This is a genomic window from Levilactobacillus sp. LN180102 (genome assembly GCF_050106635.1).
GTDB lineage: Bacteria > Bacillota > Bacilli > Lactobacillales > Lactobacillaceae > Levilactobacillus > Levilactobacillus brevis.
Map to the genome: position 1 here is coordinate 106,720 of NZ_JBNIIX010000004.1, position 14,334 is coordinate 121,053.

Below are 14,334 nucleotides of genomic sequence, written 5' to 3' on the forward strand. Positions count from 1 at the left end.
TCTCATCCTCCTTTAAGATTGCATAGAGATAGTTTACCACTTTCAAGCTAACATTAGGTGAACTAGCATCCGCTTTTCTCATCATTTTCTAACCAATCAGTATAATCACGTGCCCATTCGAGATGACCACACACGTGCCATCCCTGCGTCGTGGGGCGCAAAATGCCAGCTTGCGTGAGAAGTGCTAATAATTTTCGTTGTTCTTGCCGAAAAGCTGACTGACCATCAAATCGAACGGCAGTAGTCTGACCGCTGACTAGTAACAAGGCCCGTTGACTTAATTCGGCTAGGGTTAAAAACGTCATATCTACCTGTTCTTCAATCCACGTAGTTAAGACGATTCGCCACAGGATCAATCCCTGACCAAAAATTGGGGCCGTTAAGGTCGTTGTCATCAAACAATCTGGGAAGCCGGCGACTTGGTGTCCCGTTAAATAAAGGGCCTCTTGAATCGGTCGTAAAGTTGGCGTAGCACGCCGTAATGCCTGATTAAGGTAAGATCGATACTGTTTTTGCCCAAGGTTTCGAACAACAGTGGTGCATGAGGTGGGCCCTGCCACTAACTCAGACAGCGTCGTTACCCACGCTGTTTCATTAATGTAAGCCCCAGTTGCTGTTTGGCGTAAGTGATGGACTACCCGTAATCGATTCTGGTCAACTTCCCAGAATAACAGACAAAGGTCCCATCCCGTTAACCAGCAGGCAAAGCGCTCAATTAACCGCCAATTCAATTTTTGTTGGGCATACCGGCTTCCCAGTAGCCAAAATGGGTAACAGGCTATACGTCGGTAGCCAGCTGTTCGTTGTGCAACTGCCTCGCGACTGATGGGACTACACTGAAACTCCAAAGCCACTGGCTGAGGTAAGTCCAACCACCCATCTGCACGTTGCTGAATGGCCGGTAAAATACGCTCTAATGTCACTGGTCCCCAGTCCGAAAAGAAGGTAGCTAGCTGACGCTTGCCCAACAGGTGTTGGCGCGTCTCCCCTTCGCCAGCTAAATGGCAAGGCGCTTGGGGGTGATGTGCAAAGTATGGTGGGATCTGTGACCCATGGCGTAATACCACCGGCTGCTGGCAAGCAGGACACCGATAATCAAGTCCCCGAGTTGCCTCGCTGGCATCGATCAAGCCAGACATATGCGCCGCAATTAACATGAAGCATCCCTCCTCTACGAGTAAATCCGCAAAGAATAGCCACTAACCTGTAAAAGGGCGTCATTCCAACTAGATTTTGAAGACACAAAAAGTCCGGGCCATTTGACCCGAACTTCCACTTAAATATTAGTTGTTGGTTGGAAAGTGGGCAATCACTTGATAGATTGGCCCTTTCTTGGAAAACTTTTGCTCATATTCCGTTTGAATATCCTCAACGCCGTCGGTAGCTGCATGTAAATCCAGCCATACGCCTTCAAACACCATGCCAAAATTGTTCAGACTACCCAAAGAATATTCAAATAGGCCCCGGTTATCCGTCTTGAATTGCAATTGCCCCTCTGGCTGTAACACATCCGCATAATGCGCCAAAAAGACTGGTGATGTTAGCCGTCGTTTCGTATGTCGCTTCTTGGGCCACGGATCGGAGAAGTTCAAGTAAAGTCCTGCGACCTCGCCAGCTTCAAAGAAAGTATTAATGGCTTCACCATCCGTATGCACCAACTGGATGTTGGTTAAGCCACTATTGACGACACCCTTCAAAGCGACCGCAATCACAGACGTTTGAATTTCAATTCCAATAAAATTGCGATCTGGGTGCTGACGGGCCATTTCAATGATAAATTGCCCCTTACCAGTACCAATTTCCACGAATAACGGTTGGTTACTTGGAAAACGACTTTGCCAATTTCCCTTTAATGGTTCTGGCTCCACCACCAACCGGTCCAAATGATCGGCCATATAGCCCTTGGCCCAAGGTTTATTGCGTACACGCATCTCTTATTTCCTCCTTAGCACAACGGCGGGCGCGAGGTTTGCCCCGCTCCCGCCGCCATTTTGTGTTAATCAGTCACTGACTCACGCGTCAGTTTTTCCAGTAAAATTAAATGTTGATTCATAATTTGGAATCGCTGTTGATGATAACTCTCCGCAATAACCCGCAAGCAATGCACCCGCGCATACCAGTTCACACGGGCAATCAACTCACTGGTCAGTGTTTCACCATAATCCAACAGCCAACGACGCCATTCTTCTAACGGAACGTACTCACATAACAGTGCGCCGAGATCAAAAGCTGGATCAGCGAAAGTTGCGGCATCCCAATCGACTAAGTATAGCCGTTGACGATCAGACAGCAACCAGTTTTTATGATTCAAATCACTATGACAAACTTCATAATGCGCCTTGGTCAGTTGTGGCTGCTCAGTCTCTAGACTAGCAAACGCTGATTGAATCAACGGATGCTGGGCTAAATCCGCGGCTAAGGCCGGGCGTAACTGAGTCAACAACTGGGCGGGCGTGGTAAACCGTCCGCCGACTTTTAATAACATATCATGTAGTAGCTGAGAATGATGCACGCGATGTAATAACCGGGCAACCCGTTGTTCGCGCATCTCTTGTCGATGCAAGGTGCGGCCGTTCAACCACTCTTGTGCCGTCATCACATCTCCAGAAGCCAACCGTTTGGTCCAAACCAACCGCGGTGTAATTCCTTCCATTGATAGCGCTGCTAGGAAAGGTGACGCATTTTGTTTTAAGAATACCTTTTGTGACGCTTTGGTTCCCATATATGCCGTTCCTGTATTTCCGCCTAGCGGAAACAAGCTCCAGCCGTCACTAAGATCTAGTGCCATGCGTGCCACCCCTCCTCGATTTGTCAGCTATTATTAATTTTATGGGCAAATGCTCGTGACGTCAAGCTTTATTTTTATCAGCCTTGGCTAACCGCTGTGGGGTATAAACACGGGCCAAATACCAGACTTCAACGACTTCGACAACCAAGGCAATCCCAGCCGTTTCTATCTGCCGATTAGCAATCACTAGAACGAGCCATAGCAGTCCCGCAGCTACACTCAAAATCAGTGTGACCAATTTGACAAAGCTCTTCAATCGCCAGGCTGGCAAGATTGGATACACGTGCGTGAAGACCACATCATCGTATTGCTGGAAGAATGGTAACAGTTGAAACCCAATTAAGTAGATGAATAACGCCGCCAAAATAATGGGTAACCACTGACCTTGCACGAAGTATAGTAATAACATGCCAATAATGGTTAGTCGGACGACAAGGCCACTAAACTCCGTTCCCCGCACCATGCCCCGACTGAACAGGTAGAGATAAGTTTGGTTCTGTTGCAGTTTAATCCCCTTAAACAACCAATCCAAATAGCGTCGCCGTTTGATGGTTCCTGCCACCATTGGGACCTCGGTAAATAAATTGAAGAAGCGATAAATACCTAACATTCGGTTATCTTCTAACTTAATCTGTTCACGCCAGCGAATTTGTTGCCGTTGCCAGTGCCGATGCAACCATACGGCAACACCAATATCGCTGATTAGAACCAAGCCGACCGCCAAATACGGTGTCAGCCATAATCCACTGGCAATGACTATTAGAGCCAACAGCCATTTAATCGACCAGTGATTCATTCGCCGTTGTCCCGTCACTTGATAAGCACTTGCCAAGTCCAAACGTAATAAGGTGTCCTTCAAGATCACCTGGGCCACCGCTAAACTCAAAATAGCCGCAACTGACCAGTTCAACGCCACACGTAAAAATGGCGATAGAATAAACAGAGCAATTAATTGCGTGCACTGCGCCAATCCTTGACTGTAACGACGAGCAGCCACCAAGTAGGCATGCATCGCCCGTTCTTTGGGCAATAAGAAGACCCGATCGGCATCTTCAACCAACGTTGCCAATCGACCGATTTGACTGACAATTGCGAGAATAATCAGCGCCACGACCGGTGCCCACCACAGGCCAGGCCGCAGTGTCTTTAACACGTTTGAGTAGTCCAACCCCAAGCCGCCTAAGAAGAACAGCAAGGCAAACACAAAGAAATCGTTAAACACTAGCCGCAGATATTTTGCCATTTCCCGGAGATGGCGTTGAAGCCGTGTTTTAAATAGTCCACTCATGAGCGATCAACCTTCGTCATTGACAGGTAAATATCGTTCAGCGATTCCCCCGCTTCCGGAAGAGCGGCTTGTAATTCACTGAGAGTTCCTTCGGTCTTTACTTGCCCATCATGTAGCAGAACGAACCGATCACAATAACGCTGCGCCGTATCCAACACGTGAGTTGACATCAAGATGCTAGCACCCTGCTGCTTACGACTTTCGATCAGGTGCAAAAGATCGTTGACTGCCAGTGGATCTAGTCCCAAGAAGGGTTCGTCGATGATGAAGAGATTAGCCTGCGTTAAGAAGGCACACACAATCATCACCTTTTGTTTCATCCCCTTAGAAAAGTTGGCTGGAAACCAATCCAGCTTATTATCTAAACGGAAGGTCTTTAATAACCCATGTGCGGTCTTCCATGCCACCTGTTGATCAAGATCGTAAGCCATCATGGTCATTTCCAGGTGTTCTCGCAACGTCAATTCCTGATAAAGAACCGGCGTTTCCGGGATATAAGCAATCTGTTGTTTGTAGGCCTGACTATCCTGATCAATCGTCACACCATTTAACGTGATTTTTCCTTTATGTGGTGTCAATAATCCAATCACATGATTAATTGTCGTGGATTTGCCGGCCCCATTCAATCCAATTAGGCCGACGAGTTCTCCGTCCTTAACGTCAAAACTAATGTCTTTTAAGACGGGGATCTGTGAGTAACCACCCACAACATGGCTGACTTCTAAAGCCATCATACATCCCTTCTTTTCCTTTAAGTTAACCGCCCCATTATACCATAGGTCATTGTGGCAAATAAAATTTACACCCAATTGGAGTGTGCCATAATCACAGACGCCACCTAACCCTAAATACCACTTAACCAACGCCAGAGTCACGGTTCATTCTCGCTAGTCAGTGGTGTATAATGAACCCAATTGAATCGAAAGAAGGAGTTTTAGTTATGGACAAAATGACCCTTGAGCCCCATTACGCCGATGATTGTGTCTTTTGTAAAATCTTAACCGGCGATATTCCCAGTTACACCGTTTACGAAGACAACATCGTTAAGGCCTTTCTGGACATTTCGCAAGGAACACCGGGACACACCCTGGTTATCCCTAAGACCCACGTTAAAGACATCTTCGCCTACGATGCTGATTTAGCGGCAGCTGTTTTTTCACGGATTCCTAAGATTGCCCGTGCCGTAAAGGCTGCCGATCCACGAATTGTGGGAATGAATATTTTGAATAACAACGGATCAGTTGCCTATCAATCCGTTTTCCATTCACATATCCATTTGGTTCCCCGCTATACGGATCAAGATGATTTCAAAATGATTTTCAAAGACAATGCCGCTAATTATACGCCAGATGACTATACCGCCATCCAAACTAAGATTAGCGCCCAGTTGGAGGGATAATCATGGGAATTGGCCGCTTTATCATGGGAACAACACTGGCCGCTGGTGTTGGCCTGGCCGCCTATCTGGTGGCGACCCAACAAGATCCCCGGACTTGGGGGCAACACGTTAAACATCAGGTCCGCGAAACCAGCGATCAAATAACCGCGATTCGTCAATCAACCGACCGGGTTTCTGCTAGCACCCAGCAGCTAACTGCCGCAATCACCGCCGTTGAACCAGTACTAGCCGATATTCAGGGGGCCGTTGATAAGTTCACTTTTAAAATTGCGCCGCGAGTTGCCAATATTGAGGAAATCGTGGCAAAATGGGATCGGAATTAAATTTGAACTTTTTGTAAAGCTTTGCCGACCTTTTTGGGTTCGCGGTTATTTGTGTTATGATGTCTGAGTATGGTGTTTACACCAATTTTGATGAATGGATGTGTTGAGTAATATGAAAAAATGGTTTATCGCGCTCGCTGGCTTGTTACTAACCGTAACGCTTGCCGGTTGTGGCAGCCAAACCGTTGCCACAACTAATGGTGGCAAAATTACCGAAAGTGCCTATTACAGTAGTTTAAAGGGCACGTCTTCTGGTAAGCAAGTTCTGCAACAAATGATCTTAAACAAGGTCTTGGAAAAGCAATACGGTGACAAGGTTAGCAAGTCTGCTGTTACAAAACAGTTTGACAAGTACAAGTCACAGTATGGTTCATCATTTAGCAGTGTCTTATCTCAAAGTGGGATGACGCAATCCAGTTTGAAGACGGAAATTCGTTCTAACTTACTGTTGAAGGAAGCCGTTAAGGATAACGTTACGGTAACCGATGCGCAACTCAAGAAGCAATTCAAGAGTTACGAACCTGAAGTCTCCGTTGCCCACATCTTAGTTTCTAAGAAGTCAACCGCTCAGACCATCATTAAAGACTTGAAGAGCACTAAGTCTAGTGACATGACGAGTGAATTCACGAAGTTGGCTAAGAAGTACTCGACTGATACGGCTACCAAGAACAAGGGTGGTAAGTTGAGCAGCTTCGATAGTACCGATACGTCTCTTGATTCAACCTTCAAGAAGGCCGCCTTCAAGCTGAAGACTGGCGAATACACCGCAACGCCTGTTAAGACGCAATACGGTTACCACGTCATTTTGATGTTGAAGAACCCTGGTAAGGGAACGATCAAGGAACACAAGGCTGAATTGACGAAGCAAATCATTGATAACGACATGAACGACAGTACTGTCCTTCACAATGTCGTTGCCAAGGTCTTGAAGAAGGGTAACGTTTCTATCAAGGATAACGACTTGAAGAACATCCTTTCTGATTACCTGTCATCATCAAGTTCTAGTTCCGCTTCATCTTCATCTAAGTAATCTTATTAATCGCCAAAAACGCTCAACGACCAGTATCGTCGTTGAGCGTTTTTGTGTGCCATTCTAATCTTTTGGTGGCTGCGGTGTGTCGCTAGCTGGTCGATAAAACCGGCGACCATCTAACGCAAAGACCCGCTCCGAGAATTCTCCGGGTGTTGTGTGGGCAACCACTGTATCTAACATCATAATCGAGGCATCCAACTCATCTAGCTGATGCAAGACATCCGCTTCCCGCAATGCTGGTCGAACTGGTGAACCATATTCTAACAGACCATGATGACTCAGAATCATATGCCGTAACAGTAAGACATCTTCCGCTTGTGGGTCCAGCTTCAAGGCATCACACGCCCGCACCAGTTCCCCATCAATCAAAACAATATGCCCAACTAAGTTACCGGCTAAGGTGTACGTTGTCGACTGTGGACCCGACAGTTCAATCGTTTTTCCTAGATCATGAAGAATGGCACCGGCGTACAACAATGGCGCGTTGAGATCCGGATATTGTGCGGTTACCGCGTGCGCCAATTTCAGAATTGAAATGGTGTGAAACGCTAAGCCGCCCTGAAACGCATGATGATTACTCTTGGCCGCCGGAAAGGTGTAGAATCGCTCAGCATACTCACTCAATAGCTTTCGCACCAACCGATTCCAGGTTGGCTGGGTAATCTCAAACACGGTTTGGGTCAGATAATCTTCCATATCCGCTCGACTCATCGGCGCATGTTCAATGAAGGCTTGGGGGTCATTGGGCTCTCCGGCATGGGTTACCCGTAAGTGCATAATTTTAATTTGAGGATGCGTTTGGTAATTCTCCCGCTTTCCTTGAACGTGCACCACACGCCCCGCAACATAGTTGGCAATGTCTTCTGGTGAGGCATCCCAGTATTTACCCGAAATCTCACCGGATTGATCTTCAAATACTAAAGCAATATACTGCTTACCGTTTTTGGCTGTGCGTACGTCAGCAGACTTTAATAATGCAAATGCATCGACTGCCTCGTCCTCGTCGTAATCTAGTAATTGTTTTCCTATTGCCATTGAAAATTCCTCCTAGTCACTTAGTTGACTCACTCGTCCTGTTGCCAATTGAATCACAGTTGTATCCGCCGTTAATAAGATCACTTGAATTTTATGACTAATTTCTGCTAACAGCGCATAGGCAGCCTGCCGGCGACGCTCGTCAAAGTTGACAAAGCCATCATCAATGATTAATGGCATCGCCACTTGCTGCTGCATGACAACCGCAAAGGCTAATTTCACTGCTAAATCTAATTGTTCAGCCGTTCCTCGTGACAACTGGCTAACCGTTCGCCACTCCCCCGTTTGTTTTTGCACCTGTAATGTCGTTGACGTCAATTCAATTTTAGTATACCGGTTTTCCGTTAATTTACCATAGAATTCACTAGCTTGCGCTATAATTTGCGGCAGTCGATCGCCGGAGGCAGCAGCCAACGTCGTTTCAATCCACTGACTCGCCAACCGATCGACTAACCACTTTTCAGTAGTCGTCTGCATCTCTGTCACCAAGTTTTGCCGGCGTTGTCGCAACGTGGCTTGCGTACCACTGGTTGTGAGGTGTGCGAGCTGTCCGGCCAACGTTGCAAGGCGTTCTGTACAATGATCCAACTGTGCCTGCACTGTCTGCTGTTTTGCTTGCGCTTGTTGTAATTGTGCTTGTAAGGCTGCTAAATCAGACACCTGTTGCAGCGCGGCCAAATTCTCGGGCCCCAATTGAGCTGCCAGCGCGGCCTGTTGTTTAGCTTGACTGGCCCGTTCTCGTTGAACCTGATAACGGTCATAGAAATCATCAACTTGCTGCAAATTTCGCGTCCTCAAGAACGTTGTCACTTGTTGTTGTGCCGACGTCACAGCGGCCTGATCATGAGTTAATCGCGTGGCAATCGTTGCCAGCTCGCTTTCTTGGGACTTCAGCGATGTCTTCAACCGGACAATCGTTGCTAACTGTTGCCACAACGTTGCATCGTCACTTGTTGCTAGCTTAGGCAATACTGTCGCCAGTTGTTGACGAAAATTCGTCACTTTTTGCGCAATGGTCGCCAACTGGGTATCCGTTGTTTCTAGTTGCTGGGTCAACCGTTCCCATTCACCAATTGCCGCTTGCGTAGCCGACCACTGTTCAACTGGCACGTGTCCTAACCCATGTGCGGTCCCAATCACATCCAACTGATTAGTCAAATCATCAATTAACCGGCCTTTCTCTCGCAATTGTGCTTGACTATCCCGAATATCATCGGTCAGTGCCTGCAACTGCCGACTTGCCGGTGTGCTACTATCCACTAAAAAAACACCATAATAACCAACCGCCACACCCAGTAGTGCGCCCACCAGCTTGAACATCGCGCCAGGTAAAAACATGGCGCCAATTAGTACGGCTAAGCCCATGGTCAGCCAAACAACTTGCTTATCCGCTAAGGGGTTAGTCGCATGAGCCTTTGCTGGCTGCAATTGCTGATACCGCTCATTAAGCTGATTCAAGGTTTGCTGTAACTGACGCCGTTGTTGATTTGCACTGATTAATCGTTGCTGCAATTGGTCAATCTGTTGCGTCGTTGCCAAAGAAAACGCCCGTGGCATTTGACCATCTTGCGCAAACTGTGCCTCGATTTCAGTCGCCCGTCGTTGTAACTCGGCCCGGGTCGTTTTCAAAGCCGTTTGTTGTTGGCTCGCCAGTTGCACGTCTGGTAACTCGGTCAGTAAGGGATCCACTTGGGCGGCTACGGGCAAGTATTCTTGAAAAAACTCTGGGAGTTCTGCTGCTTGCTGGGCCGTGGCTATACGTTGCTGGTCCGCAGTTAATGTCTGCTTAGCCGCCGTTAACTGACCTCGAAGCTGTTCTAGTTGCGTCGCATCCGTCGCCGAAAAACCGCTGACAGCCGCCTGCTGGTTCTGGGCTAACCGTTGCCAAGCCACATACGTTGACCATTGAGAGACGCGCTGCGTCAAAGTAGTTGTTACTCGCCGCTGTTGTTGGAGCTGCGTCTGCAAATCTGCTTGCTGCCGCTGACGTTGTTGTTGTTCCTGTCGTAATTGCCAATACGTCTCATAAGCCGCATTGGCCTTATCCAACTTATCAGTTAGTTCCTGATAAGTCCTTAGCTGTTGATTCAACTGGGGATTACGCCCTTGCGGCTTGTATAACGTATCGGCTTGCTTATCCATTTGCTGCGCCCGTTGTAACCAATAGTCACTTCCAACCGCGCCAACGTGACGTAGCCGTTCAATTAAAGCTTGTTTAGACGCCGAGAACACCTGGCCAAGCCGAGGTTCATTGATCACATAGACTTGGGTGAATAAAAGCTGATCCATCGGTGCTAATAGCTTGGGTAATTGGGTTGCCGGCAGTGTCAGATCGGTCGTATTATCATGTAAGGTGACCGTCCCACCATGCGGTCCTGCCGTTCGGCTAACCGTATAATGCGTCTTTGCTTGGACAAAGGTCAGCGCGCCACCAAACCGACTACCATCTAACGGCTCATACCGTAATTCGGGATGCTTCTTGGTGGGGAATCCAAATAAAATGGCGACAATAAATTGGGTTAGCGTTGACTTACCGGCCTCGTTAGGCCCGACAAGATAGTTTAACCCGGCATCCAACGTAAAGGTCCGATCATGAAAATGACCAAACCCATAAATCGTCAAGGTTTTAAGATACATCCGAATCCGCCTTCCCCATTAAAGTAGCTATTTGCCGTTCTGTCAGCCGTTTTAAGTCAGTCTGCGTCTGTGATTGCTCAAACCACTCGGCCAAGGCTGGCTCCTGAGCCAACTTACCAAATAGATCACGCAAGTTTTCCGGTGTGAAGACGGTAGCGGCCCCAGCTTCCCAATATTGTTGATCCAATTGTGGTGCTGTCAGAGTTGACTCTGGCAACGCCACGTTTAATCGAATGAAGTAACGCTGATGTTCCTTTAAAAGTCGCGCGTGGGTTCGCTGGTACAGAGCCAACCAATCAGTCTCTAAATCATGTAGATCCGTTGGCACCAATTTTGGCGCCTGAATGGACAATGCCGTCAGTGTGGGTAAAGTAGTCGCGTGGGTGGTCACCCACTGAGTTAACGCTTGGCCCACTGCCGGTAAATCGGCGGCCGACGTTGTCATAACCTCTGGAATATCCCAACCAATTACGGTCGTCTCAAAAAAATGCGGGACTAAGGCTGTGCCATCACTTTCCACCAAGTATGCGCCTTTGGCTCCCGTTTCATTAATCGATCGGCCTTGCGTGTTTCCCGCATAAACAACGGGCGGTTGTGTGTTTAATATCTGGTGCTGGTGAATGTGCCCCAAAGCCCAATAGTCATACCGCTTACTCAGTAAGTCAGCCCGTGTAAACGGCGCATAGTGATCCTGACTTCCAGATTTGATAGCGCCATGTAACAGACCAAGATGCCAATCAGTCGCCGCACGATTGGGAAACGCCGCCAATGGATTGGCTTCGACCCAGCGTTGCGGATAGCTAAAGCCACTTAGGGCAACCGTTTCACCGGCAGCGGTTGTCAGCGTTTTTGTTTCAACCGTCGCTCCAAATACGTGTACATTTTCAGGGTAAGCAATGGGCTGGTGTTGATCAGCCAAGAAATCATGGTTCCCAAAAATAACAAATACGGGAATATTCGCTAACCGCAAACGATCAAATTGTTCAAATAAATAAGCCTGCGCCGCAACACTCTGTTCTGAACGATCGAATAAATCTCCGGCCAGGACAACAAAATCAACGTGCTCACTAATCGCCCGGTCAAAAACCTTCGTTACCGCGGCAAAAGTTGACTGACGAATGACTGTTAATAAACTATTGGGCAAATTAGTCAGTCCCAGAAAGGGACTATCCAAATGTAAATCTGCCGCATGAATAAATTTCATCCCAATCACTTGACCTTTCTGTGATTAAAAAAAGTCGACCTAACCACCCAAATGAGCAGCCACGCCGACAATCTCTACTTAACCTAACCCGCGTAAATATCTTGGATTGGTTGGGTGATGGTCTGGTTCAGTTGATTCAACAAAGCATTAACGCCGCGTTCTGCATCCATTAACGTCTTAACGGCTTCAATCTTAGCAACCTGATCAGCCACGTCGCGCGCACGACTCATCTCATCATCCGTCACTTGTTGACCAGCCATTTGCTTCTGTTGTAGATCCATTTGAATTTGCTGGAAACGTTTGAACAACTTATAAGTTGCGTCGTCTTCCTTCATCGTCGCAAACGCTGCCTTGAGCGCTTTAAATTCATCTGTTTCTTGTAATGCTTGGGTTAACTGTGCACCCAGAGCTTGCATCTTATCAGCCATTACAGTTCCTCCTCAGTGGGTCTATGACCCAGTTGACTTACCTTTCCATTGTACCATGCTTTAGCAACTCACCCTAGGAGGGATTCCCAGTTATTCCACAATTGACTTAGCCTTATTCCACCAGGACTTAACCGTATCCGCTGCATTGTTAAATTGCTTGCCGGCATTATTGATACCCTTTTGTACAGAATCCCAGATATCACCGCTTGACGAACTCCCGCTACTTTTAGCATTAGCGATTGTCGATGCATCCTTGGTGTTAAATGCGGTTCCCTTTGTATTTGGCAAAATGCTTTCCATTTCTGCTTTATAAAGTGGGCCTTCACCCGTACCACTAACGTTTTCCAAATGGTGTTTACTACTGGTACTATCGAAACCTTCCCAAGTGGTAACCACGATATCTGGCGTATAACCAACGATCCACTTATCCCGTGTAGCATCAGAATCACCATCCGCCTCGGTACTACCAGTCTTACCAGCAATGGTATATCCATACGGTTTCGCACTCGTTCCCGTCCCGTAATTGAAGACACCCATCATCATACTGGTCATCTGCTTAGCTGTCTTACTAGACATGACCTTAGTTTTCTTAGCCTCAGTTTGCGTATTATCAACGACCACATTACCAGACGCATCCACAATCTTCCGAATGTAATGAGCCGATGTCATCGTTCCTTCGTTGGCAAATGCCGTATAGGCTTGGGCTAATTGCTGTGGTGACACCCCTGTCTTCAACCCACCTAAGGCCAAAGCCAAGTTTTTATCTGATTTAGTTACTGGTAGCCCAAACTTCTTCACAGAGTCATAGCCCTTATCGACACCAATCTTGTTCAGCAACCACACAGCTGGCGCATTTTTACTCTGGGCCAACGCCTCATACATCGGTACCTGACCGCTATACTGATTCCCATAATTGTGCGGCGTATAATCATTCGTCCCATATGATTTTTTCTTATCCGTAAGCTCAGAATCGTAGTAATAACCATTCTCCAAAGCTGGCGTATAGACAGCCAGTGGCTTAATCGTCGACCCGGGCTGACGCCGCATTTGATTAGCCCGGTTATAACCCCGGAAAACATGTTTACCACGTCCACCAACCACGGCTTCCACCCCACCAGTTGTCGGATCGATAGCAATCGAAGCCGCTTGGACCTTAGTCCCATCACTGGCGTTCGCCGGGAAGTAGCTCGGATTTCTAAAGAGCATCTGCATCTGCGTCTGATTGGCCTGATCAAGCGTTGTATAGATTTTATACCCCTTATTCATAATCTCTGATTCGGTTAACCCATACTTATTGACTGCTTCATTAATCACCGCGTCAAAGAAATAAGGATATTTGTAAGAATTTTTGTAGCTATAGCTATCATTTGTCGTAATGGCAGTTGCCTGGTATTGCTTGGCTTGTGCTTGCGTAATAGCCCCAGTTTCTGCCATCAATCCCAAAACCACATTACGTCGAGCCCGTGACGCTTGAGGGTGATCAACTGGATTATAGGCACTCGGTGAGGTTAGCATCCCCGCCAAAACGGCAGCTTCTGGGACAGTTAAGTTAGCTGCCGTTTTACCAAAATACCGTTTAGCAGCATCCTGCACTCCCCAAACACCGTTACCAAAGTAAGCATTATTGAGGTACATTGATAAAATATCCTTTTTGCTATATACATTTTCGACCTCAACTGACAGGAATAACTCTTTAAATTTTCGCGTAAATGTCTGTTCCTGGGTCAAATAAGCATTTTTTACCAGTTGCTGGGTCAGCGTACTTCCCCCGCCACTAATATAATTCTGCCGTAAAACTTTATTTTTAGCGTACAGGAAAAACGCGCGGCCAATCCCTTTGACGGAAAAGCCATGTTCATGATAAAAGTTCCGATCTTCTGTCGAGATGACAGCTTGCTGAACGTTCGTTGAGATGTTCGTCAGTGGCACATATGTCCCCTTTTGAGAATACAGGGTTCCCGCTTTTTTATTTCGACGATCATAAATTTGCGTTGGATTTTCCAGGGCCGCTTTCAAGTCCCCCACATTGGCCGTCTTTGCCATAAACGTTAAATAAGCACTCATGACAAACACAATCGTGAGAAAAATAACGATTAACCAACGAGTAAGCTGAAACCGTCGCCAGAAGCGTCTAAAACGTATTTTGAAACCTGACCAAAAGGTCTGATTAGGTTGTTGGTTATTCATAAAATAGCCTCT

At 47.1% G+C, this 14,334-nt stretch carries 13 protein-coding genes; 3 read left to right on the plus strand and 10 right to left on the minus strand.

Features of this window, described 5'->3' with window-relative positions; all coding sequences use genetic code 11:
- Positions 1–62: 62 nt before the first annotated feature.
- The 5 genes from ACP4IT_RS04115 to ACP4IT_RS04135 all read right to left on the minus strand — a co-directional run bounded on the left by ACP4IT_RS04115 (position 63) and on the right by ACP4IT_RS04135 (position 4,807).
- Positions 63–1,157, minus strand: a complete 1,095-nt coding sequence (locus tag ACP4IT_RS04115; RefSeq protein WP_107696607.1) for a competence protein CoiA — start codon at positions 1,155–1,157, stop codon at positions 63–65.
- A gap of 126 nt (positions 1,158–1,283) precedes the next feature.
- A complete protein-coding gene (trmB, locus tag ACP4IT_RS04120; RefSeq protein ID WP_015473913.1) occupies positions 1,284–1,931 on the minus strand; it encodes a tRNA (guanosine(46)-N7)-methyltransferase TrmB in 648 nt (215 codons plus the stop codon).
- Between the two features lie 65 nt (positions 1,932–1,996).
- Positions 1,997–2,788 (minus strand): phosphotransferase family protein, encoded by a 792-nt coding sequence (locus ACP4IT_RS04125; protein ID WP_011668204.1) that lies wholly within the window; start codon positions 2,786–2,788, stop codon positions 1,997–1,999.
- A gap of 61 nt (positions 2,789–2,849) precedes the next feature.
- Entirely contained in the window at positions 2,850–4,076 is a 1,227-nt protein-coding gene (locus ACP4IT_RS04130; protein ID WP_011668205.1) for an ABC transporter permease, read from the minus strand.
- Positions 4,073–4,807: an ABC transporter ATP-binding protein gene (locus tag ACP4IT_RS04135; RefSeq protein ID WP_011668206.1), complete on the minus strand. Its 735-nt coding sequence runs from the start codon at positions 4,805–4,807 to the stop codon at positions 4,073–4,075. Before ACP4IT_RS04135 ends, ACP4IT_RS04130 begins: the two co-directional genes overlap by 4 nt.
- Positions 4,808–5,016: 209 nt before the next feature.
- Here ACP4IT_RS04135 and ACP4IT_RS04140 point away from each other — a divergent pair, with 209 nt between their 5' ends.
- From ACP4IT_RS04140 to ACP4IT_RS04150, 3 genes are all read left to right on the plus strand, one after another.
- On the plus strand, positions 5,017–5,475 hold the full coding sequence (locus ACP4IT_RS04140) for an HIT family protein (RefSeq protein WP_011668207.1): 459 nt from the start codon (positions 5,017–5,019) through the stop codon (positions 5,473–5,475).
- Between the two features lie 2 nt (positions 5,476–5,477).
- Entirely contained in the window at positions 5,478–5,798 is a 321-nt protein-coding gene (locus tag ACP4IT_RS04145; RefSeq protein ID WP_011668208.1) for a hypothetical protein, read from the plus strand.
- 112 nt (positions 5,799–5,910) lie between these two features.
- Entirely contained in the window at positions 5,911–6,828 is a 918-nt protein-coding gene (locus tag ACP4IT_RS04150; protein WP_011668209.1) for a peptidylprolyl isomerase PrsA, read from the plus strand.
- Positions 6,829–6,891: 63 nt separating this feature from the next.
- Here the strand turns inward: ACP4IT_RS04150 and ACP4IT_RS04155 are convergent, their stop codons facing one another.
- From ACP4IT_RS04155 to ACP4IT_RS04175, 5 genes are all read right to left on the minus strand, one after another.
- On the minus strand, positions 6,892–7,866 hold the full coding sequence (locus ACP4IT_RS04155) for a 3'-5' exoribonuclease YhaM family protein (RefSeq protein WP_011668210.1): 975 nt from the start codon (positions 7,864–7,866) through the stop codon (positions 6,892–6,894).
- Positions 7,867–7,878: 12 nt separating this feature from the next.
- Entirely contained in the window at positions 7,879–10,503 is a 2,625-nt protein-coding gene (locus ACP4IT_RS04160; RefSeq protein WP_011668211.1) for an ATP-binding protein, read from the minus strand.
- Positions 10,493–11,707, minus strand: coding sequence for a metallophosphoesterase family protein (locus tag ACP4IT_RS04165; RefSeq protein WP_426855169.1), 1,215 nt, complete (start codon positions 11,705–11,707; stop codon positions 10,493–10,495). The genes ACP4IT_RS04160 and ACP4IT_RS04165 overlap by 11 nt, the downstream gene beginning before the upstream one ends.
- An 83-nt stretch (positions 11,708–11,790) precedes the next feature.
- The gene (locus tag ACP4IT_RS04170; protein WP_011668213.1) at positions 11,791–12,135 is read right to left on the minus strand and encodes a YlbF family regulator; all 345 of its coding nucleotides are present in this window, start codon (positions 12,133–12,135) and stop codon (positions 11,791–11,793) included.
- A 90-nt stretch (positions 12,136–12,225) separates the two neighbouring features.
- Complete coding sequence (locus tag ACP4IT_RS04175) at positions 12,226–14,322, minus strand: PBP1A family penicillin-binding protein (protein ID WP_047021579.1); 2,097 nt, start codon at positions 14,320–14,322, stop codon at positions 12,226–12,228.
- Positions 14,323–14,334 lie beyond the last annotated feature (12 nt).

Coding starts and splice junctions, on each gene's coding strand:
- ACP4IT_RS04115 (WP_107696607.1), bottom strand. CDS start 1,157: ATGTTAATTGCGGCGCATATGTCTGGCTTGATCGATGCCAGCGAGGCA.
- trmB (WP_015473913.1), bottom strand. CDS start 1,931: ATGCGTGTACGCAATAAACCTTGGGCCAAGGGCTATATGGCCGATCAT.
- ACP4IT_RS04125 (WP_011668204.1), bottom strand. CDS start 2,788: ATGGCACTAGATCTTAGTGACGGCTGGAGCTTGTTTCCGCTAGGCGGA.
- ACP4IT_RS04130 (WP_011668205.1), bottom strand. CDS start 4,076: ATGAGTGGACTATTTAAAACACGGCTTCAACGCCATCTCCGGGAAATG.
- ACP4IT_RS04135 (WP_011668206.1), bottom strand. CDS start 4,807: ATGGCTTTAGAAGTCAGCCATGTTGTGGGTGGTTACTCACAGATCCCC.
- ACP4IT_RS04140 (WP_011668207.1), top strand. CDS start 5,017: ATGGACAAAATGACCCTTGAGCCCCATTACGCCGATGATTGTGTCTTT.
- ACP4IT_RS04145 (WP_011668208.1), top strand. CDS start 5,478: ATGGGAATTGGCCGCTTTATCATGGGAACAACACTGGCCGCTGGTGTT.
- ACP4IT_RS04150 (WP_011668209.1), top strand. CDS start 5,911: ATGAAAAAATGGTTTATCGCGCTCGCTGGCTTGTTACTAACCGTAACG.
- ACP4IT_RS04155 (WP_011668210.1), bottom strand. CDS start 7,866: ATGGCAATAGGAAAACAATTACTAGATTACGACGAGGACGAGGCAGTC.
- ACP4IT_RS04160 (WP_011668211.1), bottom strand. CDS start 10,503: ATGTATCTTAAAACCTTGACGATTTATGGGTTTGGTCATTTTCATGAT.
- ACP4IT_RS04165 (WP_426855169.1), bottom strand. CDS start 11,707: ATGAAATTTATTCATGCGGCAGATTTACATTTGGATAGTCCCTTTCTG.
- ACP4IT_RS04170 (WP_011668213.1), bottom strand. CDS start 12,135: ATGGCTGATAAGATGCAAGCTCTGGGTGCACAGTTAACCCAAGCATTA.
- ACP4IT_RS04175 (WP_047021579.1), bottom strand. CDS start 14,322: ATGAATAACCAACAACCTAATCAGACCTTTTGGTCAGGTTTCAAAATA.